The sequence below is a fragment of the Mycolicibacterium hodleri genome, from assembly GCF_025822245.1.
GTDB classification, from domain to species: Bacteria; Actinomycetota; Actinomycetes; order Mycobacteriales; family Mycobacteriaceae; genus Mycobacterium; species Mycobacterium hodleri.
Map to the genome: position 1 here is coordinate 335,202 of NZ_JACKTL010000033.1, position 24,171 is coordinate 359,372.

General features: G+C 68.4%; 23 protein-coding genes and 1 pseudogene. 8 read left to right on the top strand and 16 right to left on the bottom strand.

The window, feature by feature from the left end:
* Positions 1–162: 162 nt before the first annotated feature.
* From H7J06_RS14140 to H7J06_RS14165, 6 genes are all read right to left on the bottom strand, one after another.
* Positions 163–1,077, bottom strand: coding sequence for an undecaprenyl-diphosphate phosphatase (locus H7J06_RS14140; protein ID WP_264039524.1), 915 nt, complete (start codon positions 1,075–1,077; stop codon positions 163–165).
* Positions 1,078–1,123: 46 nt separating this feature from the next.
* Positions 1,124–1,411: a YggT family protein gene (locus H7J06_RS14145; RefSeq protein ID WP_264039525.1), complete on the bottom strand. Its 288-nt coding sequence runs from the start codon at positions 1,409–1,411 to the stop codon at positions 1,124–1,126.
* Between the two features lie 89 nt (positions 1,412–1,500).
* Positions 1,501–1,821, bottom strand: coding sequence for a putative quinol monooxygenase (locus H7J06_RS14150; protein ID WP_264039526.1), 321 nt, complete (start codon positions 1,819–1,821; stop codon positions 1,501–1,503).
* Between the two features lie 16 nt (positions 1,822–1,837).
* A complete protein-coding gene (locus tag H7J06_RS14155; RefSeq protein ID WP_264039758.1) occupies positions 1,838–2,863 on the bottom strand; it encodes an NAD(P)-dependent alcohol dehydrogenase in 1,026 nt (341 codons plus the stop codon).
* Between the two features lie 5 nt (positions 2,864–2,868).
* On the bottom strand, positions 2,869–3,597 hold the full coding sequence (locus H7J06_RS14160; RefSeq protein ID WP_264039527.1) for an iron-sulfur cluster assembly protein: 729 nt from the start codon (positions 3,595–3,597) through the stop codon (positions 2,869–2,871).
* 1 nt (position 3,598) lies between these two features.
* Positions 3,599–4,636 carry an amidohydrolase family protein gene (locus H7J06_RS14165; RefSeq protein ID WP_264039528.1) on the bottom strand — a complete coding sequence of 346 codons (1,038 nt, stop codon included), beginning with the start codon at positions 4,634–4,636 and terminating at the stop codon, positions 3,599–3,601.
* A gap of 165 nt (positions 4,637–4,801) precedes the next feature.
* Here H7J06_RS14165 and H7J06_RS14170 point away from each other — a divergent pair, with 165 nt between their 5' ends.
* Positions 4,802–6,283, top strand: coding sequence for an AAA-type ATPase lid domain-containing protein (locus H7J06_RS14170; protein WP_264039529.1), 1,482 nt, complete (start codon positions 4,802–4,804; stop codon positions 6,281–6,283).
* Between the two features lie 18 nt (positions 6,284–6,301).
* Here H7J06_RS14170 and H7J06_RS14175 read toward each other — a convergent pair whose 3' ends face one another.
* Positions 6,302–7,249 (bottom strand): cation diffusion facilitator family transporter, encoded by a 948-nt coding sequence (locus H7J06_RS14175; RefSeq protein ID WP_264039531.1) that lies wholly within the window; start codon positions 7,247–7,249, stop codon positions 6,302–6,304.
* A 100-nt stretch (positions 7,250–7,349) separates the two neighbouring features.
* On the opposite strand from H7J06_RS14175, the gene H7J06_RS14180 reads away from it, so the two are divergent.
* On the top strand, positions 7,350–8,597 hold the full coding sequence (locus H7J06_RS14180; protein WP_264039532.1) for a L,D-transpeptidase: 1,248 nt from the start codon (positions 7,350–7,352) through the stop codon (positions 8,595–8,597).
* Positions 8,598–8,607: 10 nt separating this feature from the next.
* On the opposite strand, the gene H7J06_RS14185 is transcribed toward H7J06_RS14180, so the two are convergent.
* Together H7J06_RS14185 and H7J06_RS14190 are read right to left on the bottom strand one after the other, a co-directional pair.
* A complete protein-coding gene (locus tag H7J06_RS14185) occupies positions 8,608–8,943 on the bottom strand; it encodes a histone-like nucleoid-structuring protein Lsr2 (RefSeq protein ID WP_264039533.1) in 336 nt (111 codons plus the stop codon).
* Positions 8,944–9,034: 91 nt separating this feature from the next.
* Entirely contained in the window at positions 9,035–10,471 is a 1,437-nt protein-coding gene (locus H7J06_RS14190) for a neutral zinc metallopeptidase (RefSeq protein ID WP_372515312.1), read from the bottom strand.
* Between the two features lie 100 nt (positions 10,472–10,571).
* Here H7J06_RS14190 and H7J06_RS14195 point away from each other — a divergent pair, with 100 nt between their 5' ends.
* On the top strand, positions 10,572–11,075 hold the full coding sequence (locus tag H7J06_RS14195; protein ID WP_264039535.1) for a PPOX class F420-dependent oxidoreductase: 504 nt from the start codon (positions 10,572–10,574) through the stop codon (positions 11,073–11,075).
* Positions 11,076–11,085: 10 nt separating this feature from the next.
* Here H7J06_RS14195 and H7J06_RS14200 read toward each other — a convergent pair whose 3' ends face one another.
* The 5 genes from H7J06_RS14200 to H7J06_RS14220 all read right to left on the bottom strand — a co-directional run bounded on the left by H7J06_RS14200 (position 11,086) and on the right by H7J06_RS14220 (position 14,303).
* Entirely contained in the window at positions 11,086–11,904 is an 819-nt protein-coding gene (locus tag H7J06_RS14200) for a thioesterase family protein (RefSeq protein ID WP_264039536.1), read from the bottom strand.
* A 54-nt stretch (positions 11,905–11,958) separates the two neighbouring features.
* Entirely contained in the window at positions 11,959–12,270 is a 312-nt protein-coding gene (locus H7J06_RS14205) for a GNAT family N-acetyltransferase (RefSeq protein ID WP_264039537.1), read from the bottom strand.
* A 13-nt stretch (positions 12,271–12,283) separates the two neighbouring features.
* Positions 12,284–13,237, bottom strand: coding sequence for a pirin family protein (locus H7J06_RS14210; RefSeq protein ID WP_264039539.1), 954 nt, complete (start codon positions 13,235–13,237; stop codon positions 12,284–12,286).
* A gap of 28 nt (positions 13,238–13,265) precedes the next feature.
* Positions 13,266–13,682, bottom strand: coding sequence for an EVE domain-containing protein (locus H7J06_RS14215; protein ID WP_264039540.1), 417 nt, complete (start codon positions 13,680–13,682; stop codon positions 13,266–13,268).
* Between the two features lie 288 nt (positions 13,683–13,970).
* Positions 13,971–14,303 carry a WhiB family transcriptional regulator gene (locus tag H7J06_RS14220; RefSeq protein WP_264039541.1) on the bottom strand — a complete coding sequence of 111 codons (333 nt, stop codon included), beginning with the start codon at positions 14,301–14,303 and terminating at the stop codon, positions 13,971–13,973.
* A 338-nt stretch (positions 14,304–14,641) separates the two neighbouring features.
* On the opposite strand from H7J06_RS14220, the gene H7J06_RS14225 reads away from it, so the two are divergent.
* Entirely contained in the window at positions 14,642–15,388 is a 747-nt protein-coding gene (locus H7J06_RS14225) for a transcriptional regulator (RefSeq protein ID WP_264039542.1), read from the top strand.
* 1 nt (position 15,389) lies between these two features.
* Here the strand turns inward: H7J06_RS14225 and H7J06_RS14230 are convergent, their stop codons facing one another.
* Positions 15,390–16,757, bottom strand: coding sequence for a MinD/ParA family ATP-binding protein (locus H7J06_RS14230; RefSeq protein ID WP_264039543.1), 1,368 nt, complete (start codon positions 16,755–16,757; stop codon positions 15,390–15,392).
* A 636-nt stretch (positions 16,758–17,393) separates the two neighbouring features.
* Here H7J06_RS14230 and H7J06_RS14235 point away from each other — a divergent pair.
* The 4 genes and pseudogenes from H7J06_RS14235 to H7J06_RS14250 all read left to right on the top strand — a co-directional run.
* Positions 17,394–18,122: pseudogene (locus tag H7J06_RS14235) on the top strand (ESX secretion-associated protein EspG); the annotation flags it as partial.
* Positions 18,061–19,506, top strand: a complete 1,446-nt coding sequence (locus tag H7J06_RS14240) for a MinD/ParA family ATP-binding protein (RefSeq protein ID WP_372515313.1) — start codon at positions 18,061–18,063, stop codon at positions 19,504–19,506. The pseudogene H7J06_RS14235 and the gene H7J06_RS14240, both read left to right, overlap by 62 nt.
* Positions 19,503–21,032, top strand: coding sequence for a type VII secretion integral membrane protein EccD (eccD, locus tag H7J06_RS14245; protein WP_264039759.1), 1,530 nt, complete (start codon positions 19,503–19,505; stop codon positions 21,030–21,032). The genes H7J06_RS14240 and eccD overlap by 4 nt, the downstream gene beginning before the upstream one ends.
* A 14-nt stretch (positions 21,033–21,046) precedes the next feature.
* Positions 21,047–21,802 (top strand): hypothetical protein, encoded by a 756-nt coding sequence (locus tag H7J06_RS14250; protein WP_264039545.1) that lies wholly within the window; start codon positions 21,047–21,049, stop codon positions 21,800–21,802.
* A gap of 9 nt (positions 21,803–21,811) precedes the next feature.
* Here the strand turns inward: H7J06_RS14250 and H7J06_RS14255 are convergent, their stop codons facing one another.
* Positions 21,812–23,185, bottom strand: a complete 1,374-nt coding sequence (locus H7J06_RS14255; RefSeq protein WP_264039546.1) for an EspK C-terminal domain-containing protein — start codon at positions 23,183–23,185, stop codon at positions 21,812–21,814.
* Between the last annotated feature and the right edge of the window lie 986 nt (positions 23,186–24,171).

Here is a 24,171-nt window from a genome sequence, read left to right on the forward strand (position 1 = left end):
CCTTCGATCGATCGCCACCCCCCACCATGCGGGAGGAAGCTCGTGACGCGGCTGTGAAGGTGGTGGAAGTCACCCCCGGCGCATGGCGCGCCTTGCCGACCGTTCGGGTCAGGATACGTGGACCGGGCTGGCCGTCGCCAGTCGACGAGACGGCCGTGAACGTCAGCGCAGGGTGAGCCAGAGCAAACTGCCGGTGCCGGCGACGACGCAGTAGATCGCGAACGGCGTCAGCGTCCGCGTGTGGAAGTACGTGGTCAGGAATCTGACGGCGAGGTAGGCGCTGACGAATGACGCAACGCTGCCGGCCAGAACCTGGCCACCGATCCCAGAACCCAACGGGCCGAACAGGTCTGGGAGCTTCAGCACACCCGCCGCCAGAATGACCGGCGTCGCCAGCAGGAACGAGAATCGCGCGGCCTCGTCGTGGGTGAGTCCCCGAAGCAGCCCTGCCGTCATCGTGACGCCCGACCGGCTGATGCCGGGCAGCAGGGCCAGTGTCTGGGCGGCCCCGATGAGCGCACCTTGGGGCAGCGAGGTTCGAGCGAGTCGCTCGTCGACGCCGGTCGCGACGTCACCGGCCGTCATGGGGTTGGCACCTGCCACCACGATGCCGTCGTCACGCCGTCGGCGAAGCCGCTCGCCGGCGTAGAGGAGGGCGCCGTTGAGGACGAGGAAGGCGGCCGCGGGAATGGGCTTGCCCAACGTGGTGCGGAACGTGTGCTCCAGCGCGAGGCCACACACCCCGACGGGAATGGTGCCGGCGATCATCAACCAGGCCAGCCGTTCGCCGGTGGTCTCGATTCTGCGGTGCCGCAGCGACGTCCAGAAACCGGTGACGATCTGCACCCAGTCACGCCAGAAGAACAAGAGCAGCGCCGCCGCGGTCGCCACGTGGAGACCGACGATGAACGCGAGGTACGGCGACTCCGGTAACGAGACGTTCAGATCGGCGGCCCACCGACCCCCGATCAGGGCGGGCACCAAGACCGAGTGTCCGAGGCTGGAGACGGGAAACAACTCCGTCACTCCCTGGAACAGACCGACGACGATCGCTTCGAGATAGCTCAGACTGCTCACCGGGAGATGATGCAGCGCCGCCCTGGGAGTGTGCTGCGGGTCCGACTCAGAACGGGATCGCCGCGGCCACCACCGACCGAAGGATCACCACGGCGACGAACACCACGGTGAACGCCAGGTCGATCGACACCGACCCCACGCGGACCGGCCTCAGCACGCGCCGTACCGGTCCGAGTACGGGCTCGGTGATCCCGTGAGTCACCCTGCGCGCCTGATACATACCGCTACTGCCGCCGGTGTCCGGGGACAGCATCCCGGCCCAGTCGACGACCATTCTCGCGATCAGCACGATCTCGAAGAGCAACAGGGCGAAACTCAGCAGGCTGGCGATCATCGCACTCTCCTTTTCCCAGCCCCCATTGTCTGCCCGATGCGTGAGAGCCGGCTGACGTCAGGCTGAGACGAGACCGAGAAACACCGCGCTCACACCTTGATCTCGCCCATCTCCGACCAACCGGTCGCGTCGATCGAGTGGCTGATGATCAGGGGCGTCGACGCCAGGATGTCGGGTGCCTTGGCGACGAAAGTCTTGAAGTGCTCGCTGTTGACGTGCTCGCCGCCGGCGTCACCGTCGCGGAACCCCTCCACCAACACGTATTCGGACGGGTTCTCGAGGCTGCGAGACCACTCGAAGAACATGTTGCCCGGCTCGGCCCGGGTGGCGTTGGTGAAGTCGGCCACCAGGCTCGGGAAGTCCTCGACGTGCTCGGGCTTCGGGGTCCACTTGACCACGATGAAGATCACGGTTGTTCACTACTCCTTACGGGATGAGGATGGCGCGGCCGCGGACGTTGCCGTTGTCGAGATCGCTGATGGCGGTCTGGTAGTCGTCGAGGGCGTACTTCTGCGTGTGGAGGTTGACCGATCCGCGGGCGGCGAGCGCCATCAGGTCGCACAGGTCGTTGTACGAGCCGACCAGGTTGCCGATGAAGTTGATCTCGCTGGAGACGATGTCGATGGTGGGCACGTCGATGTTCTCGCCATATCCCACGACGTAGTAATCACCGGCTCCGCGCAGCATGGCGACGCCCTCCTTGGTGGCCCCACCCTCACCGACGAAGTCGACGATCGCCTCGGCGCCCTTGCCGCCGGTGAGGTCGAGCACCTGCTCCACCTGCGTGCCGTCGGCGACGACACCGCGGTCCGCGCCGATTGCCTCGGCGAGCTTGAGCGCCTCGGGATTGCGGTCGACGACGATGAGCTCCGCCGGGGTGAGCGCCTTGAGCACCTGAATTCCGATGTGCCCCAACCCGCCAGCGCCGATGATCACGCACTTGTCGCGCGGGGTGAGGCGCCTGGCCGCCTTGGCTGCCGCGTGGTAGGCGGTCAGGCCGGCGTCGGCGAGGGCGGCGACGTCGGACGGTTCCAACGCGTCGTCGATCTTCACCACGCTGCGGGCCGAGGTCTTGAGGTAGTCCGCGTAGCCACCGTTGGTGTCGATGCCGGGGAACGCGTTGGCCTCGCAGTGCACGTCGTCTCCGGACCGGCACGCCCGGCAGAACCCGCAGGTGATCAGCGGGTGCACGATCACCTTGTCGCCCTCGGCGACGTTGGTGACGGCCGATCCGACGGCGTGCACCCAGCCCGCGTTCTCGTGGCCGATCGTGTAGGGCAGCTGCACCTGCGACTTCTCTGCCCACTGCCCCTCGAGGATGTGCAGATCGGTGCGGCAGACGCCGGCTCCGCCAATCCTGACCACCACGTCGAACGGTCCGGACGGCGTGGGAATCGGCACCTCCGCCATCTCGAGGTTTTGGTGGTAACCGACGACTTGAACGGCTCTCATCGTGCTCACGAGCTGATGGTCCTTCCTGCGAGGGTGAGTTCTTGGGTGGTCTCGGGATAGCGCGTCCGGAGCAGTCCCCGGCAGAAGTGCGCGTTCCCGTCGATCGAGATCCGGGTGGACCTGGCCCGGCGGAGCATCAGCGGAACGGTGTCGGGTGGGTACCCGTTGCCGTCGTGGTCGACCATCACCAGATCGTCTGGTGCACAGGACAACCCGATACTCGCGCGACGGCGGCGCAGCGACGCGGTCGCGTCGTCGTCGGGCAGGTCCCGAAGCCGGACGGTGCCGGCGTCGGCGACCGGGCGCTGCGGATCGGCCTTCAGCCACGCGGTAAGGCACCGCTCCGTCGCGGCGGTGTGGGCCTTGCGTTGGAACGTCAGCCGCAGCTCGTCGAGATCCCCGTCCGCCTCGTGCTTGAACGTGCCGCGGTAGCCGGCGTCGACGGCCAAACCGGCGTTGATGATCTCGGAGTCGTGGTGGTCGTCCAGCTCGACGGTGACGTCGCGGGTCCAATCCAGTGCCACCAGAACGTCCTTCGCGTCAGACGCCATCAGGTAGGCGAAGTTCGGCGCGCAGAACGACGTGGGCAGCCGCAGGTGCACCTCGAGATCGCCGTCGGGCGACACGTCGACGGTGTGGACGAACCCGAGGTCGGTGATCGGCTCGTCGAGCTCGGGGTCGATGACGACGTCCAGCGCCCGAAGAATCGCCTGACGCAACAGGTCCCGATCCACCTCAGGCCTCCACCAGATCGTCGGCGCCGCGCGGCCCGACGGCCGTCTCGTCGGCGTCGGCCAGTTGCAGCTCCGCGGGTACCGGGATGTCGTACATCTTCGCGGCGTTGAGGCCCAAGATCTTTCGCTTCTGATCGGTGGTGATCGGCGCGTACTCCGACAGCTCGGCGGGGATCTGGAAGTCCACGAATGCCTCGACCAGCCAGCGCGGCGTCCAGATCGCGTAATCCGAGGAGAACTGGATGCGGTCTTCGCCAATCCAGTAGAGCAGTTCACCCATGATCTGCCCGAAGTACTTCGGCCGGGTGTGGATGAACGGCATGGCGACCGCCAGCCCCGCGTGCACGTTGGGCTCTTGGGTGGCGATCCAGCAGAAGTCCTCCAGCCGCGGCAGCCCGCAGTGCTCGACGATGAAGTTCAGATCGGTGAAGTCCGAGGCGACGTGGTCCACGTCGGCCACGTCGAACGCATCGCGGTCCAACGGGCGGATGGTGGGGCCCTTGTGCACGTGGATGTTGCGGATCCCGAGTTCGCGGCACGCCTCGAAGTACCTGTAGGCCCACGGGTCGTCCAGGCGCCAGCCGCGCGAGTCGCCGTGCCACTCGGCGGTGTAGAGCTTCACGCCCTTGAGGTTGAAGCGCCGCGCGTCGTCGCGCAGCTGGTCCAGTCCGGCCTCCCCGTTGCGGGGGTCGAAGTTGTGGTTGTAGGTCAGCTTGTCGGGGTGGGCCTTGGCCAGCTCAGACGCCTCGTCGGTCTGCCCGAACCCCTTGTAGTAGAACTCGCCGAGCTGGGCGGGCTGGAAGATCGCGTGGTCGACGTATCCGTCCTCGAAGAGGTCCTTCATCAGCCGCTGACCGCCCTGGTAGAGGTAGTCCTCGTAGCTCCACACCTCGGACTCGGGCGAGAGATTGCGGTGATAGTCGTAGAAGCAGTCGATGAACTGCTTGCCGTGGACGTTGCGCTGGTTCTCCGGTCGGGCGTCCCACAGGGCAACGTGGGCGTCGACGATGAAGTAGCTGTTGCCGTCCTTGCGATACACGAGGTCTCCCTTGGGTCATGGCGGTGTGAGGGCTGTCACACCGAATGATCGGAGCCTAAGTTCGGTTCTCCGGCCTGCCGAGACAATCGGCGTCTCAATCTGAGACTGCCGACGCGGGCTCGGGTGGGGAGGCCGCGCCCGGCTGCTTGTAACCTGGATCACAGCGTGACTGACGGCTTACCGGATCGAGTGAAGCTGCACCAACTGCAGCACCGCGAGGCACCCGAGGTGCCCCGGCGACTGTTGGCGTCCTGGCAGCGCAGCGAGGGATACGGGGTGCCGGCGGACAGCGTCGAACCCGTCTTCACCGGCACCGACAACCTGGAGTCGCTCTTCGCCGAGTGTGGCAACGAGGTGCTCCTCGACCTGCATCGGACCCTCGACGGTGAACCGGTCAGCATGATGCTGACCGACCCGGACGGGGTGGTGCTCAGCCGGATGAGCGGTGACCACAGCCTGCTTCGCGCGCTGGACGACGTGCACCTCGCGCCCGGCTTCGCCTACGCCGAGCGCGACGTCGGCACCAACGGACTGGGCCTCGCGCTGGCCGACCGGGCGCCGACGCTGGTGCGTGCCGACCAGCACTACGCGATGAGCCTCTGCACGTTCACCTGCGCGGCGGTCCCGGTCCTCGACGCCTCCACCGGCCGGTTGGAGGGGTGCGTCAACCTGACCACCTGGTCGCAGTCCTCGAGCGAGCTCCTGCTGGCGCTGGCACGGTCGGCGGCGAGCAACACCGCGGCGCTGATGCTCGCCCGGTCCAACGGTCGCCGCCCGCGCCAGACACCGCGGGGTCAGGTGTTCCGCGTCGAGGTGCCGCGGCTGGAACCGGGCTCGGGCAGCCTGCACGACCTGTCGGAGTCGTGGAACGCCGCGGTGTCGATCGCCGAGCGGGCCATGGCCGCAGGCAACGTCGTCGCCGCCATCGGTGAACCCGGGGCGGGTCGGGCGACCCTGCTCGCCCAGGCGGCCCGGCACACCTACCCGCGGGACCGGATCCTGTCGGCCAGCGCACCGGCGTCCGCGGACCTGCAGACCTGGCTCGGCCTGTGGACTCCGGAGCTGGGGAAGGAGCACACCGCCGTCGTCGTGCGCGACGTCGACCTGCTGCCGACGTGGGTGGCCGATCAGCTCCGGGACCTGGTGGTGCGATCCAGTCGCGACGCGACGGTGCCGTTCGCCGTCACGGCGGAACGCTTCGAGGACATCCCGTCCGGGCTGGCCGGCCTGGTCGACACCGTCGTCGAGGTCCCGCCGCTACGCGACCGGCCCGAGGACGTGCTTCCGCTCGCCGCTCAGATCGCCAAGCGTGCGCGTGGCCGCGACGTCGTGTTCAGCCCCGCGGCGTCGCGTGCGCTGCAGAGCCACGGGTGGCCGGGCAACGTCGACCAGCTGGCCCGCGTCGTCGCGCACGCCGCGAACCGCCACGACGTCGTCGACGTGGGCAGCCTGCCTCCGGAGGTTCTCGCCGGCCCGTCGCGGCACCTGTCCCGCATCGAGGCCTTCGAACGTGGGGAGATCATCCGGGTGCTCTCGGCCGGAGACGCTCCGACCATGGCCGAGGCCGCCCGCGCGCTCGGGATGAGTCGAGCCACGTTGTACCGCAAGATAAGTCAGTACGGCATCCGCGTGCCACGCGAGACGTAGGCGTCGGCTGTCCCGACGCTAACTGCGGTAGGACTGCCCGTGCGGCTCGACACAGTGTTCGTCGGGGTCGTCGGCGCACACGTGGTCGACCTGCAGGGTGGTGTGGTCGATGTGGTGCCGCTCGTGCAGGATCCGTTCGAGTTCACCGCGAATCGCGTGGCAATCGGCACCGTCGCCGACGATCACGTGGGCGGACAGGGCCGCTTCCCCCGAGGTGATCTGCCAGATGTGCAGGTCGTGGACCTCAACGACGGCGCCGACTGCGACGAGTTCGGCGCCGACGGCGGCGGGGTCGACGCTCTCGGGCGCGGCCTCGAGGAAGATGCGCCCGCTGGCGCGGACCAGTCCCCAGCCCGCCTTGACCATGAGTGCCGCGACGATCAGCGCGGCGATCGCGTCGGCGCGGGCGAAGCCGGTCAGCCAGACGACGGCGCCGGCGATCGCGGTGGCGATGAAGGCGTACAGGTCGTTGAGGATGTGCTGGTAGGCGCCCTCGACGTTGAGGCTCGACCGGTTGGCGCGGCTGATGCACCAGGTGGCGGCCACGTTGACGACGATGCCGACCAACGCGGTGACGAAGACCAGCAGGCCCTCCACCTCGCCGGGGTCGACGAGGCGGCGGATGCCCTCGAAGACGAAGTAGGCGGCCAGCAACAACAGGGTGATGCCGTTGGCCTGGGCGGAGAGGATCTCGGCGCGCTTGAGACCGTAGGTGTAGCCGCCGCGCGCCGGCCGGGCGGCGAGGCGGATGGCGATCAGTGCCAAGACGATCGACACCGCGTCGGTCAGCATGTGCCCGGCGTCGGAGATCAAGGCGAGCGAACCGGCGATGACGCCGACGACGACCTCGGCGGCCATGAACCCGACGATCAGGATCAGCGCCAGGGTCAACCACTTTCGGTCAGCGTCGGCCGACACTCCGTGCGAGTGCCCGCCGGGGCCATGGTCGTGTGCTGTCTCTCCCATGGCAGGCAGCATACATCCACACATGCGAATATTGGAATGTGTCAACTGACGCCATCTACTATGCTGCTACGTAGATGCTGTGCCGACCGGAGACGTGCCCGTGACCCCCCTACGCCAACGCCGCGCCGCGTTGCTCACCGTGATCGCGGTCGTGGCGGTCCTCGTCTCGACGACGGCCGACGTCCGTCGTCCCGATTCCCCCGAACCCACCGCCGAGCCCGTGGACCAGATCGTCGCTGCGGAACCGCCCCGCCTGGCGTTGTTTCCGCCGACGGGCGCGCGCGACGTGCTTCCCACCGATACGGCGTGGGTCGCCGCGCGCTCCGGCACGTTGACCGACGTTCGCCTGGTCAACGAAGAGGGCAAGATCATCGCGGGGGCGATGACCCCCGACGCCACCGCCTGGCGGCCCGCCGTCCCCCTCGGATACGGGCGCACCTACACGCTGACGGCGACCGGCCGTGGCACCGACGCCACCGTTACGACGAAGACGACGCGATTCTCGACGGTGGTGCCGCAGAAGCAGGCCGGGGTCACGTTGACCACGACCGCGGGGACCGAATTGCGTGACGGCGCAACGTATGGCGTCGGAACGGTGATCGTGGAGCGCTTCGACGCCCCCATCGTCGACAGGGCCGCCGCGGAGCGTCGGATGCACGTCACCACCACCCCGCCCGTGGTCGGGGCCTGGTCCTGGATCGACGACCGCAAGGCGCACTGGCGACCACGGGACTACTTTCCGCCCACCACCGCGGTCCGCGTCTCGGCGGGCATCTACGGTGCCCCGCTCGGCGACGGTCTCTACGGTCAAGAGGACAGAAGCGTCGGCTTCACCATCGGGCCGTCCCACGTGACCATTGCCGACGACGTGACCAAGCAGGTCAGCGTGTACGACGACGGCAAGCTCGTCAGGACCATGCCGACGTCGATGGGCCGGGGCGGCACCGAAACGGTGGGAGGCAAGACGATTCACTTCTGGACCCAGTCGGGCGTCTACACCGTGATGGACAAGGCAAACCCCGTGATGATGGACTCGTCGACCTACGGGTTGCCGGTGAACTCCGCGTCGGGCTACCGGATCAGCGTGCCGTACGCCACGCGCATCAGCCCCGACGGCATTTATCTCCACGAACGGGAGGCGACGGTCTGGGCCCAGGGCAACACCAACGTCTCGGCGGGTTGTCTCAACCTCAGCGCGGAGGACGCCCGCTGGTTCTACGAATTCTCGCAGCCGGGTGACGTCGTCGAGGTGCGCAACACCGGCGGCGCGCCCCTGGAGCAGTGGCAGAACGGCGACTGGAGCGTGCCGTGGCGAGAGTGGTTGGAGGGCAGCACACTTCGCGGTTGACGCGCCTGCGCTACTTCGCGTCGGTGGACCGCGTCCGGTAGGCGTCGATGACCTCGGATCGGAGACGGCCACGGGGGCCCACGTCTAAACCGTTGTCCATGGCCCACTTTCGCGCCTTGGTCGACTCTGAGGAGTCGCTCTTGGGCTGCTGTGTGCTGCGCGTCCGGCGATTCGACGAGCGCCGGCTGGCCTCGATCCAACCGGCCATGGTCTTGCGCAGTTTCGCGGCGTTCTTCTCGGACAGGTCGATCTCGTAGCGGGATCCGTCGATGGTGAACGTCACCGTCTCCGACGCAGCGGTCCCGTCGATGTCGTCGACCCACTCGACGACGGTCTTCTTTGCCACTGGCCGCCAACCCTCCTCGCACTCATCGTGTTACCGGAGACTTCATCTTAGCGACCGAGGCTGCGGCGCAACGACACTACCTACGGGCGAGCTACTTGAAGCGGTTGTAGCAAAGATTCGCATCGCCGCCGAGACCGGACCGGTACGCCACGATTCGGGTGAACCCGGCGGGCACCGTCTCACCGTTGACGTTGCTCGCCACCATGCCGTTGGTCAGCAGTCCCGCCACCGCCTCGTCGAGGTCGCCGGCGGTCAACGTCAACGCCAAGCCCTGATTCTCGGACATGGCGCTCTGCGCGACCCCCGTCAGGCACGCGGTACGCAAGGCGGCCGCGGCGGTGTCGAGCGGCTCGCCGCGCTCGTGTTGGATCGCCAGCGCGTAGCGCGACGTCACGACGGACAGCGCAGTGTTGTCGCCCTGTAGCAAGGTGTAGTCCTCGCGGTCCGACGGCCTGCCCATCTCCGCGAGGGCCGCGACGTCGGCGAAGATGGTGTTGCTCCCCGGGCAGTACGACGCCGCCGGGCCGGCCTTGGCGTCGGAACACTGGGGAGCTCCGAACGACAGCTTGGGGGCGTTGGCGGGCTGGAAGACCGTGCCAAGCACGTCGACCAGGGAGGTGACGACGTCCTCGGTGACCTCGACGTCGCCGGAGGTCGGGTCATTGCCACTCTTCTCGGGAAGCGTCAACGGCAAATCGCCACGCCGCTGGGTGATCTCGTCCAAGTCGATCTTGCCGCACTCCGCCGCCCCAGAGGTGAAGCCCATCTGGAAGGCACTGATGCGGTCGAGCGCCGTGCCGTGGCCCTGCTCGAGATACGGTGCGTCGTCGGCGACGTAGGTGGGGTCGCGAAGCGTGAGTACGCCCGCCAGAACGTGATTGAGGCCGTCGCCGGTGCTGAGCTGGAAGCGTGGTGACTTTCCCTCGGCCACCCACCGAATGTAGGTGCCGGCCAGACAATCCGCCTGCTGCTCGCTGACCAGCGTGCTGGTGTCGTCGTCGACGAGGTGGGCCATGTCCTGAACCGCGTGCCCGTATTCGTGTGCGAGCAGGGCGGCGATCGACGTGTCGCCGAAGAACTGCTGCCCTAGGGGCACCAGCACGCCGCGGTCCCAGGCGATGAGATGGTCTGGCGGACAGAACAATGCGTTCGGGTTGTCGTAGGTCTCCCCGTCGCAGATCTCCGGGCTGGATGGGCTCTCCGAGTTGTAGGACTCGAGATCGCCGATGGCGGAGAAGGATCCGTCGAACGAGTCGGAGTAGTTCTGCTTCCAGAATTCTGCGACGTCGTTGACGCCGAGAGTCGCGAGCTTGTCGGCGTCGCCGCCGTCGGTACCCTTCACGTCGCCCTCGGGGGCGGGAGCGTCCTCCCGGATGCCGCTGGGGCCGTCCTCCGCGGGCAGGCCCCCGGCGCGGAACGGATCGTAGAGGGGCGAGACCGCCACGCCTGGCGTGGTCGTCGCGCACCCGGCGACCAGCAGCGCCACGGCCGCGGCGATCAGCGCCGCCTTCACTCCGCCCATGGACACACATCCTGCTTCGTCGATCACACGAAATGCGAGGGTATACCGCCGAGCGCAATCGCAGCCCGGTGACGATCGACCTCGCGGACCCTGATAGGGATACGAGATGGGCAAGAACGAACGGTCGAAGATCGTGATGAGCGACGACGAAATCGTCGAGTTCGTCGAGCGCAGCCGCACCGCGACCATGGCGACGCTGGCGGCTGACGGCAGACCGCATCTGGTCGCCATGTGGTACGCCGTGGTGGACGGCGACATTTGGTTCGAAACCAAGGCCAAGTCGCAGAAGGCGGTGAACCTGCGCCGAGACCCACGCCTGACCGTGATGATCGAAGACGGCGACACCTACGACACCCTGCGCGGGGTGTCGTTCGACGGCGACGCCCACATCGTCGACGACGACCCGGATCTGCTTCTGCGCGTGGGCATCAGCGTCTGGGAGCGCTACACCGGTCCCTACACCGAGGACATGAGGCCGTTCGTCGACCAGATGATGAACAACCGGATCGCCGTGCGGCTGGTGCCCACCAGGACGCGCAGTTGGGACCACCGCAAGCTGGGCATGGGCGAGATGCCCGTGGCGGGGTCCACCGCGCAGTACCTGAGCTGACGCGCCCCCTCTAGCCCGGGCGACTGGGCGCGAACCCCGGGTTCGCCAGGGTGGTCGCGCTCGCAGTCCCGATCTGCCCCCGCGCGTCGAACAGCGCCGCCGTGCCGGTCGCAATGCCGTCGTGGCCGGTGAACGACATGGCGGCGAGGCCGACGTCCGAGCCCTCCGGGAGTCGGCTCAACGTCAGGGTGTAGTCCGCGTTGATGTAGTTCAACCCGGTTGTGCCGTAATGAGTCAACGAACTGGCCACGTCGCCGGCCATCGAGGCACGGACGAACGGCGTGGTTGGCACGCCGTCTATCAGCGGTGCCAGGTCACGGACCCAGACGAACTTCGGGCCGTCGTGCTGCCACTGCGTCAGATCGAAGGGTGCGCCTGCGATCTCGGGGTTCCTGCCGTACGCCCAGACGAGCATCGGTGCGCCGGTGTCGGCCAGTGCGGCCTCCGGTGGCAATGGCGGCATCGTCGTCGGCGCCGACCACACCTCTCCCAACGGCTCGTCACCCTTCCTCAAGAACAACGCCGTCGCACGGGCGACGACCGTGTCCTGCTGCACCAATTCGGCGTCTACCAGGGTCAGCCGCCTGCCACTTCGCACGATCCGGGTGCGACCGCACAGCGGCGCCACGGCAGCGGGCCGCAGCAGGTCGACGGTAAGGCGGGCCGGCCGCAGTTCGTCGTCGTCGACGGCCATCTCCGCCACGTGCCCGACGACGCCTCCGACGAAGTTGCCGCTGATCGTGGGACCCCACGGCCCCTTGGCCATGGCGGTGGGGACGAAGGCGTCGCCGTCGGTGGTGAAGAACGCCGGCGGCACCTGTGTCGTCATGGGAGGCGACGATAGCCGCGCCAGGGTGGGGCGCCCTCGACCGGTGAGGATCGGTCAGGTTGCGTCGGTGATGTCCGCGAACTCGGGGTGCTTGTCGATGTAGTCGGCGACCATCGAGCACGCCGGCACCACCCGCAGCCCCGCCTCCCGGGTGGCCTTCAACGCCTCGGCCACGAGGATCGTGGCCAGCCCGCGGCCCTGAAACTTCGGATCCACCTCGGTGTGCGGGAAGGTGCGTCGCCCATTGCCGTCGGAGAACTCCGCCAAACCGACGTTCCGACCCTCGACGGCGATGACGAAGCGGTCGGCCTCGGCGGTGACGGTGGTCTCCGCGCCGGTCTTGTCAGTGGTCTTCACGGTGGTCATCGAGCTCCTCGGGTCAGCGGTTGGGGCGGGGAAGCAGGGTCGAGTTGGGCAGGGGCGGGGCGGCCAATCGTCTACCCGGGTAACCGTCGACCGAACCGAATCGCTCGGCGTGCTGCTCCCACTCGCGACGGTATTCGACGATCTCGTCGTGGCTGCGGCCGACGAAGTTCCACCACATGACCAGCTCCTCGGGGAACGGGGTGCCGCCGAGCACCAGCATCCGCGCCGGTGCGCCGCCACCGTTGGTCAGTCGGACTACGTCGTGGCCGGGTGACTGGTACCAGAGGTCGGCCACGCCGAGAGTCGTGCCGCCGGCGTGCACCTCGCCCTGGTCGAGGAGGACGCCGTGCTCGAAGGCCGGGTCGACGGCGAGCTCGACGACACCGCCCGGTGCGAGGTCGACCTGGGCACCCAGCAGCGGGGTGAAGGTGTGCACCGGCGACCGGACGCCACCAAGTTCGCCAAGGAAGACCCGGATGTCGGCGTCACCCACGGTCTTCACCGACGGCGCGAAGTGGGCGAAGTCGCGGCCGGTGTTCCGGTGGGCGTCGGGCAGGGCGACCCACAGCTGCACCCCGTGCAGGATGCGGGCGGTGGGAACCGACACCTCGGAATGGCAGATGCCCGCCCCCGCCGTCATCAAATTGAGCTCGCCGGGGCGCACCATCGCGTGCACTCCTGCGCTGTCCCGGTGTTCGATCTCGCCGCTGAACAGCCAGCTGACGGTTTGGAGCCCGGAGTGCGGATGCGGCGGCACGTCCATGCCGGTGCCCGATGCGACGTCGTGCGGACCGTAGTGGTCGGCGAAGCACCACGCTCCGATGAGCGACCGTTGCCGCTGCGGCAGGGTACGGCGGACCCGGATGGCTCTGGGACCGCCGAGGGGCACCTCACGCGGGTGCAACACACCGGTGAATCGCGAAGCACCGCAGGCGACTTGGTCGGGCGCCAGCTCGGTGTTGCTCACCCCGTCAGAGTAGCTCCGGCTGGCGCCGTCACCCCGTCATCGCGGCCCGGATCACCTCGAAGTCGCGAGCGTCGATCTTGAATACTCCGAACCGGAAACGGTATCCCCACTGCGTCTTGTTCTCGATGAAGTCCAGCTGGTCGATGAGCGGCCGAATCGGGGTCTCGGTGCAGGGCAGGAACTCGACCCGGCGACGCCACGGTTGGAACTGCGGGTCGAAGTCCTCCTGGTAGACCTCGTCGTCGGCCACCCGCCCGATGGCGGTGAAGGCCTGAAGCGGGTCGCCCTCGGGATAGTCGGTCTTCGGCGAATAGAAGACGATCCGGTCGTCGCGGGCCATTCGCCGAAGCATGTGCGGCTTGCCGTGGTTGGCCTGGGTGAAGCCGCCCGCCACGCCTCGCGTGACGTGGCCCCGGCTGACGGTGTTGATCCAATGGGTGGTCATGCCGGCCAAGCTACGAGTGGCCCCCGACAGAACGCCGATGCGCGGCGAAAGTTGTCCACAGGCTCGAAACCACCCCGGAAAGCCCAAAGCCGCCGATGCGAGTGCATCGGCGGCTCAGGCGACGGTACCGCCATGGCGCCTCACGGCAGGTGGTCGCTCTAGGCGACGAATTTAGTTGGTACCCGGGGCATGAGCGGCACCGTCACGGAGAGTCTAACCGCTCGTGCACCGTTGGGTATTCCGAACCGGCGACCCCTCGACGCCGATTCACCGCGACCCCGGCATTGATCAGGCAGATTCCAAATACTGCTCGACGAAGATTCGCCGAGCGCGAACGGGATAGCCGTGGCGTTCGGCCAGTTCGCGCAATTGGCGGAGGGCGTGACCGCGACCGCGGCCGGCGTCCGGGACCACGATGCCCGCCCACAGGCCCTCCGCCTTGGGCAATTCGACGGCCTCGCGGGCGCACGCCCACCGGCGGGGGCACATCCGGCAGATCGCCTTGGCGTCCTCGTCCGCGACGGTCGTCCATCGCTCGGGATCCTTGGTGCACTCACCGAGTGGTAGCCCGTCCAGTCCGACGGGATTCGTCGTAGCCAATCCGATCCCGGAAGCCTTCATCTCGTACTCCTTGTCGTGAGCGACGCAGTCGGGTGCGTCGCGATGTCGCAAATGTATAGCAGCAACCGTAGCGTTGCAACATTTTGAACCGAAGCGCCCTGGGTTGGAATCCGTGCGGCGCGGCGTCTGCGGGCCCCGGGCGACCGGGAGTCGATCGCCAAGCCGCAGCTCACGACCACTTCTGACGTGTCCCGTCGGCATCGCCCAGCCGTCCGGAGGCTTGACCACCAGCCGTAGCGATGAGACAGTTCAAGGGGATCGACCGGAGCAGCCGAACGCCGACTGCTACGGTCAGCGGGGCCGTCAAACCATCGCAGCGCATCGAGGACGAGCAAGAGATGACCATCCCGGCGGAGGCGGACGACGACGCCACGATCGTGGATCCAGGCATGGCGCGGGCGGGTGCGGCCGCCGCCGCACGCCGGCGCGAGCTGGACATCTCACAGCGCAGCCTGGCTGCCGACGGGATCATCAACGCCGGCGCCCTGATCTCCTTCGAGAAGGGGCGCAGTTGGCCGCGCGACAAGACGCGGGCGAAGCTCGAGGAAGTGTTGAAGTGGCCACCCGGCACGATCAACCGCCTCCGGACGGGCGCACCCGCCGCCGACGCCTCCACGCCGGCCGTCAGCCGAGACGACGCCGCGGGCGACGAGGGCTCGCTCATCGCCGAAGCGGTGGTGGCCGCCGCCAACGCGCTCGGGTCCACCATCGAGGCCCTACCGCCCGTCGACGACCCGGAGTTCACCACCCGGATATCGGCGATCCTGGCCGATCTGCGGCAGCTCGAGGCGGTGGCGGCGCGGGCGACGCGAATTGGCAGGGTCACGCCCGCACTGATCCGGGCGCTCAGCGCCGTTCGGCGGCGAATGGACGAATTGACGATGCGGGCTGCCACGGCCAAGGACGCCACCCTCGGTCAGCGGCTCTACGCCGCCCGTCGGACCGCGAATCTCACCATCGGCGAAACCGCTCAGGCCGCGGGCGTCGAGGAGGACGTCATCGCCAGAGTCGAGGCGGAACGAGAGGTGCCAGCGTCGGCGGCCGACGCCGTCGAGGTGTTGATCGGCCAGCTCGACTGGGGCTGACTCAGCGGCGGTCCCGGCCGCGATCCTCGTTGGCGGGGAAGTGCTCGGCGAGTGCGGCCGCGACCTCGACGAACTTGCGTCGCGTCGGCGCCGACATCAGGGCCGTGCCGTCGATGACCCCGCCGGGGCGAAGATGCGGGTCGAACGGAACCTCGACCACCACCTGCCCCTGCCCGGCGAACTGCTGGGCCAGAATCGCCCGCGTTCGCTTGTCGGCGTGGCCGTCCGAGTCGTTGAGGACCACCACGGTCCGCCGCAGCAGACTGGTCAATCCGCGATTGGCCAGCCAGTCCATCGTCTGCCCGGCGGCCGCGGCGCCGTCCACCCACGGTGACGAGACGACCACCAACGCGTCGAGGTCGCGAAGCACCTCCTGGGTGACGGGGGTGTCCATCGTCGAACTGCAGTCGACGATGGTGATGGAGAAGTAGCGGTCCAGCCGTGCGGTGGCCTCGCGATAGATGGCGGGGTCGAGCACGCGTCGGCGGGCCGGGCTCGCCTCGCCGGCCAGGACGAACAGTCCGGCCGAGTTGTTGCCCACCCGGCTGCGCACGTCGGCGAACGTCTCGAGGTTCTGATCGGCGGCCAGCTCCCAGTAAGAGCCCATGGCCTTCGGGTCCACGCGGCTGCCGAGCTTTCCGAACGCGGTGTCGGCGTCGATCGCCACGACGCGGTCCTCTTGACGCAGTTCGGCGAACACCGATCCGATGCTCGCCGACACGGTGGTCTTGCCGACGCCGCCCTTGCCCATCACGCCGACCTTGTAGTGCCCGCGCATGACGACCTTGACGCGGGCTTCCAGCTCCGCCTGACGGAGCTCCTCCGGCGACGGGCCGGGGTTGACCAGTCCGAACGTCATCTTGTAGATCGCGCGGCGCCATCCGGAGGCCGCGACGGGGCGTCGGGCCGGGACCAGGTCGTCGGCCCTGATCCGGTCGGCGTAAGACCCGGTGGGGGCGGGTGCGAGGCGGGGATCCGGTCCGTAGGGCTGGCCCTGCCAGGTCCCGTACTGAGGCGGACCGGGCGGCGGTCCCGGTGGCGGCGGGCCGGGTCGCTGTGGCGGCCCCTGCTGCCAGCCCGGGTGCTGTTGATTCGGGTTTTGTTGACCAGGCGGCGGTCCCCACTGCGGAGGTGGGCCCTGGGGCGGTCCGAATCGTTGCGGCTCACGCGGCGGAGGTGGGGGAGGCGGCGGCGCCGAGGGCTCGGGCTCCCGCGCGTCGACCGGGGGCGGGTAGTCGACCGGCGGCCTCGGCGGCAGCGGGGCCGTGGCAGGGGTGAACGTCGGCGGGTTGGGGGCGGGCTCGTAGTCCGATTCCTCGGGCCCAGTCCAGCCCAGCTCCTTGCGCAGGGCGTCGTCGCGATCACTCACGGCACCATGGCTCCTTCCCGTGTCTCACACGACGCGACATCCGGCGTTGCGCTCCAGTATCAACCACCGGGCTCCGGCGTAACCCTGGCAGCGGTCGCGGGGTGTCGTCGCGCGGGGTGCAGCAAACCGGTGAGTCGACGGTGCCGGCCGTGCCGCACCCCGCCGACGGAGGACCTCAACCGACCGACCCCGGCGGTGTCCGGCCCGGACGCCGGCGGCGCCGTCGTGCCATCGTCGCCGGCGATCGGTCACGACTCACGGCATTCACACTGCTCAACAGCAATGTTCATCGCGATCGGCAGGACCGGACGACGCGTCAAATGGTGCACGAGGTGCCCTGAAACCGCTGGTACCCTCATATTTACTACGGGGTTGGGATGGGACCAACCCGCCGGCGGTCCGAAGATCGTCGGCAAATCTCGGCGGGGCGCAGGGCGAGGCGTTGCCCACGTCGAGATGGACACCGGTCCCGACCCCGTCCGAGACGCCTGCGGCCGGGTCGAGAAGAAGGCCCGTCGGGGGCGTTGGCGTCATAGGAAGATGGGGAGGAGGGGGTATCGACATGTCCGGCGAATTGCGTGCCTACGAGTCGCTCCTGCGGAGGCCGCGACTCGGCCAGCGGGGAGCGGGCCAGCCATGACGATGCCCAGCGGCGGCCGCGGCACCCACGTCGACGACGTCGTCGCGGTCGAACTCACCATCGACGGCATGCTCGTCGTCGCCGACCGGCTGCACATGATGGAATTCCCGCCGGCGCTCGGGATCCGTCCGAACATTCCGCAGCTCGAACTCCGCGACATCGTGTGGGACCAGGTGGCCCGCGACCTCACCACCCAGGGTGTGCTCGACGTGTTCGGGGCGCCCCACCCCGAGGTGGCCGCCATGGTCGACACGTTGAGCCGGGCCGACCGGACTCTCGAATGCCGTTGGTGGCGTAGGGACGTCGGCGGCAAGATGGTGCGCTTCGCCATCTGCCGCAAGGAGGACCGCCACGTCATCGCCGCGCGCGACGGCGACATGATCGTGCTGCAGCGCATCGCGCCGCAGGTCGGGCTGGCGGGCATGGTGACCGCCGTCCTGGGAGCCGCCACCCCGGCCGACGTCGAACCGCTTACCGGCGTGGCGAGCAAGCTCGGCCAGTCGACGACGGCGAACCAGCTGGCACAGTTCGGCGTCGACCCGCCGTCGGCCAGGTTGTACGCCGACATCACCGCCGCACCGAGCAGCTGGGTGGAGATCACGGCCAACGAGCGTCACCCCGGAGGCACCTACACCCAGTCCGACGTGGCGGCCGGCGTCCTGGATTCCCGCCAAGGCCGGATCGTGTCGCTGCCCCGCCGCGTCAACGGCGAGCTGTACGGCAGTCTTCCACTCCTCGGAGGCGGCACAGCCGGAAGAGGAGACCGTGAGCGTCGATCGGGAAGCGGCGGCCCCGGCGGCTGCGAGCCCGAACCCCGCCACCCCGGGCCGGGCGGACTCACCCTCAGGTCCGATGCCGGTCGCCCCTACCGCGACGCAGTCCGCGTCCACGGCGGCGACCGCGCCACCAGCGCGACCCACCGAGGTCACCATGCAGATGCCGCCGACGAAGGCGGGTGCTCCCCGGGTGCAGAACGGGATGATGCGGGCCCCGCAGTCGGGCACGCAGACCGGTGCGCGCTTCGAGCAGCGGACCGCCGCCCCCGCCACGTCGGCGCGGCCAACGTCCGCCCCGACACCGTCGCAGCACTACGCCGAAGCGGAGAACAGGGCCGCGTGGGGCGCCGCCCAGCAGGTCGGCGCTCAGCCGACCCCGACCTCCGCCGCGACGATGGGCAACCACCGCGCCATCGACGCGCTCTCGCACGTCGGCGTGCGGTCCGCGGTCAAGATGCCGTCGCAGCGCGGTTGGCGCCACATCGTCTACATGCTGACCCGGATCAACCTGGGCCTGTCGCCCGACGAGATGTACGAGATGGATCTGCACGCCCGGATCCGACGCAACGCACGCGACTCTTACCAGATCGGTATCTTCGGATTGAAGGGCGGCGTCGGCAAGACGGCCGTCACCGTGGCGCTGGGGTCCTCGTTGAGCAAGATCCGCGGCGACCGCATCTTGGCCGTCGACGCCGATCCCGACGGCGGCAACCTCGCGGACCGGGCCGGACGCCAGTCCGCCGCCACGGTCGCAGACCTGTTGTCGGACAAGGAATTATCGCGGTACAACGACATCCGGGCCTACACCAGCATGAACGGCTCCAACCTCGAGGTGCTCTCCTCCGAGGAGTACAGCGGGGCCCGGCGAGAGTTCAACGACGAGGACTGGAAGGGCGCCGTCGGCATCGTCTCGCGGTACTACAACCTCGTCCTCGCCGACTGCGGCGCCGGACTGTTCCAGCCCGCGTCACGGGGCGTGCTCTCCACGGTGTCGGGTCTGGTGATCGTCGCCAGTGCCTCGATCGACGGTGCCCGGCAAGCAGCGGTCACGATGGACTGGCTGCGCCAGAACGGATATCAGGATCTGCTCGGGCGCTCCTGCGTCGTGATCAATCACGTCACGCCGGGCAAGCCGAACATCGACGTCGAGGACCTCGTGCAGCAGTTCGAGCGCCACGTGCCGGCGGGCCGCGTCGTCGTCCTGCCCTGGGACAAGCACATCGCCGCGGGTACGGAAATCCAACTGGACTTGTTGTCGCCCGAATTCCGCAGACGCGTCACCGAACTCGCGGCTGCGCTGTCCGACGACTTCGATCGGCTCGAACGTCGTTGACCACCACGGCCGCCGCACCCACCTCGTCGAGCGTCACGCCCGGTAGGCCCTCGACGACCCGCGTCACGATCCTCACCGGCCGGCGCATGACCGATCTGGTGTTGCCCGCGGCTGCGCCGGTCGAGACCTACATCGACGAGACCGTCACGGTGCTCGCCGAAATGCTCGAGGACACGCCTGCCGACGTGTTGGCGGGCTTCGACTTCAAGGCGCAAGGCGAGTGGGCGTTCGCCCGTCCGGGTGCCCCGCCACTGAAGGCGGCCGAATCGCTCGACGATGCGGGCGTGGTCGACGGCGCGTTGTTGACCCTGGTGTCGGTGAGTCGCACGGAGCGCTACCGGCCACTGGTCGAGGACGTCATCGACGCGATCGCGGTGCTCGACGAGTCGCCCGAGTTCGACCGCGGGGCACTGAACCGCTTCGTCGGTCTCGCCATCCCGATCGTCGCGGCGGTGCTGTCGGTCCTGGTGTTGTTGAGCTGGGCCAAGACTGGACACAGTTGGTGGTGGACGCTGGCGCTGGGGCTGCTCGGGGTCGGCCTGCTGGTCGGCAGCATCGTGGCGCGCAACCGGTACCAGAACGACAGCACCTCCGAGAGCCTGCTGATCGCCTCGCTCGCACCCCTCGCGGGTGCCGCCGCGCTGGCCGTTCCGTTGCCGATCGGTGTCGACGGGCTGGGCGCACCCAACGTCGCCGGGGCGGCCGCTGTGGTGCTGTTGGTGGTCCTCGCCACGCGGGGTGGGCCGCGCAAGCGCGCTGAGGCGGCGTCGTTCATGGCGGTCGGGGCGGTCGCGGTGACCGCCGCCGCCGTGGCGTACGGCTACGGCTGGCAAGAATGGGTGCCCGCCGGCGCCATCGCCTTCGGCATGATCGTCGTCACCAATGCCGCCAAGCTGACGGTCGCCGTCGCCCGAATCGCATTGCCGCCCATCCCGGCCCCCGGCGAGACCGTCGCCAACGAAGAGCTGCTGGACCCGGTGTCGACCCACGAGGCCAGCGACGAGGAATCCCCCACGTGGCAGGCGATCATCGCCTCGGTGCCCGAATCCGCGGCCCGGCTGACCGAACGCAGTCATCTGGCGAAGCAGCTCCTGGTTGGGTTCCTGTCCGCGGGCGTGGTGGTGTTGGCCGCCGGCGCGATCACCGTCGTGGTACAGGGGCACTTCTTCATCCACAGCTTGATCGTGGCGGGACTCGTCACGACGGTGTGTGCCTTCCGGTCGCGGCTCTACGCCGAGAGGTGGTGCGCATGGGCGCTTCTCGCCGCCAGCGTGGCGATCCCCACCGGTGTGGTGATCAGGCTGGCGCTTTGGGATCCGGAGAGCGCGTGGTTGGTGCTGAGCATCTACACCGCAGCTGTCCTCGTTGCGCTGATCATGGTCGGGGCCACCGAAGGCGTGCGTCGCGTGTCGCCGGTGACCAAGCGGATTCTCGAATTGCTCGACGGTGCGGCGATTGCCGCGGTGATCCCGCTGCTGCTGTGGATCGCGGGCGTCTACGACCTGCTGCGTAACATCCGATTCTGAGCGGAGTGGTGTGAATGACGGGCCCCGGTAGTCAGCCACCGCTGAAGGTCGACCCAGACCTGTTGAGCAAGTACGGCAATCAGCTCCTGACGGCGGCCGGCGACCTGCCGGAAGCGCCGCCGCCCTTCACCGTGTCGGGCGAGGACGCCATCAGCCAGGCCATCGCGGAGAAGCTTCCCAGCCTGGAGGGCGCGATCCAGGATGCGTTGCCGCAGTTGAAGGGCGAGGCGTCCACCACCGCCAACAACGTGGTGACCGCCGCCAGCCGCTATGCGGCCACCGACGCCCAACTCGCCGCGAATTACGAGAAGCACCAATTCGATTCATCGGGATCCCCCGGTGGCGGTGGAGGTGCAGCCAGCGCGGGTGGTGGTGGCGGCGCGATGGGTCAAATGGGCCAGATGATGGGCATGCCCATGCAGATGGCGAGCCAGGCCGCGCAGATGCCCATGCAAGCGATGAGCGCGCTGGGCCAAGTTCCCCAGGGCGTCATGCAGAGCGTCCAGCAGATCGGTCAGATGGCCGGCGGACTAGGCGGCGGGGCGACGGGGTCACCCGAGGGCGGCGCGGAGAAGGCTGCCGACGAGACGCCGCCACAGGACGACCGCCGAGACGAGGACGACAAGGCCAAGCACGAAGCCGCCGCGGGCGACAAGGCCGCGGAACGCGCGCCCGAACCGGCGCCGAAGGACGCTCCGGCCACCACTACGCCGGTGCCGCAACGGAGTTCGCCGCGACACGCAGCGCCGGACCCGACGATCAACCTGTGACGCGCTGACTTAGACGGTGACCTCGGCGCTGAGTGCGTCCGACATCAGCACGCCGAGATGCTGCCAGTAGACCCAGTCGGCGATCGCGGCCCGCTGGACGGCGGCGTCAAGGGCGTTGTGCGCCTTGTGAAGTGCCAACTCTTGCGCGTGGTCGGCGTAGGTCACGAAGGCCTCGAGGTGCGTGACGCCACGGTCGGGCGAGGTGCTCATCAGCGGCTTGATCAAGCCAAACCACAGCGCCGCGGACTTGTCCTCGGGTGCGGTGGAATCGGCCGGCGCGATCGGCAGCAGGTCCTGTAGGGCACCATCGCCGACCGAGGCGAGTCGTTTCGCGGCGCTGGGGGCGATCACCTCGAGGCGGCTGCGGCCCTGCATCTTTCCCGTCTCGGGGATGTCGTCGCGCTGCAGCACGACCTTGGGAACGCCAGGGTCAAAGCTCGCGAACTGCTCCTTGGTGGCGATGACGGCCCGCAACTTCTGATCGTGCGCTTGCGCCCAACCCTGGATGGCGAGAATCGGGTAGGTGGCCCACTTGCCGCGGTCGGTCGGCGAGATCGATTCGTCGGCCGACGCCAACGTGACCTGTTCGGGGAGCTCGACACCCTCGGGGATGTAGGCGAGTCCGAAGCTGTTAGCCACCACGATCGAGCCGTCGGCGGCGAGGCCGGTCACCCAGTAGAAGCCGTATTGCGGGGCGCCCATGTTGAGTGCCGCGGCGATGCGGCGGGCCTGGATGAGTGCGGCGTTGGCATTCCCACGTTGGCGCTGCATCGCGCCGGCGGTCGACGCGGACAGGATGGCGTCGCGTTCCATCCTCGCGGCCGACACCGGCATGGGAGCCATGCCTGCAAGGGCGGGATCGGTCTTGCCCGTCGACGCGGGGTTGACCCCGGGTCCGGTGCCCCCCGCCGTCGCGGCGGGCTGCGCGGGCGTGCCGGCCGCAGGCGGCGGACCTGCCGGTGGCGGCGTGGTCGGGGGACCGAGTGGCATCGGTGGCGGTGCGGGAGAGCTGCCGCCTGGCGAGCCGAATGACCCGCCGCCGCTGGGCATTCCACCACCCGCACCGCCGCCGCCTGTACCGCCTCCGCCGCCGGTCGTACCGGCGGTGTGCTGGACGGGAGCGGCCGCGGCCGGATCGGTCGGCGGTGCCAGCGGTGTCGAGGGTGGGGCGGTGGCGGCCGCGGGGGACATGGTGGGCTGTTGGGTCGCCGCGGTGTTGAGGCCCTTGGCGAACTGGTCGGCCGGGGCCTTCTCGCCACCGGACCCGCCGGGGCCGCCCGCCGCCCCACCCTTGGCTTCCGCGTTCTTGGCGTCGGTCGCCGCGTCGGCCTTGGCCTGGAACTCAGAGGAACCGGACTTGGTGCTCGAGGGCGAATTGCTCATCGACTGCGAGGGCGAGGAGGTGGACCCACCGGACGGTGCGCTGGTGGACGGGCTTGATGGTGAGCTGCCACCTCCGCCTCCGAGGCTGGGGGCGCTCGGGGCGCTCGGGGCGCTTGGGGCGGATGGGCGTGGGGTGCTTGGGGCGGACGGCTGGGGCGAGTAGCCAGCATTTTGGACGTTCTGAGGTGCGCCTTGGCTATCTACGTTGGTCTGGGGTGCCGTCGTGGAGCCAGGATTTGTTGCTTGTTTGACGCCCCTAGACGACTGGCCCGAATCCTGGTTGAGCGGCCTCGCCGCCGACGGTGCAGGGGCCTGGTTCTTAGCTGCGTCTGGGTTTGACGTTCCAGAATCACCCGAATTGAGGTTAGGGGCGCTGCTACCTCTGGCTGGCATACCGTTACCGACGGGCCCCTGGGCGACCGCAAATTGTGGCACATTTCTATGAAAGTCGGGGATATCACGATCAGCCGCCGGCGGATAAATTCTTCCGCTTGCGATTGCGTCGCCCGCCGCCGACACGACGGTCGTATTAGCCTCTAATGCTTGTGCAACAATTGCGTCGATCGCGTCTGCGCGTTTCTGCTGATCATCCTTATTCGACAGCGACAACGACTTCAAGTTGTCGATCACCTTTTGGGCAGCATCGCAATTTGCAATGATGTGGTTCTTGGCGTTCATGATGGACTCGGCGGCGTGTCGGTGGAATGCAGCACCGTCCGTGATCATCCTCCCGACATGCTGCGTCGAGTCCGAGATGCTCTGCACTCTCGCTTTTCCGGCGTCAGACGCCTGTCCAGACCAGGTATTGCCTTCGAATATTGAGGTAAGAGTGCGTAGCCACGAAGCACCAGCTTTGTCGAGGCGTAGGCCGACATTTAAAAGGTCGCCAGCCCTTTGGCCGTGGGCATCTTCATCGGCCATTGGCCACGCCTCGGGAGGCACCGTCATCCGGCTTGTGTACTCGCCCGTCGGCCGTTGGATTGTCA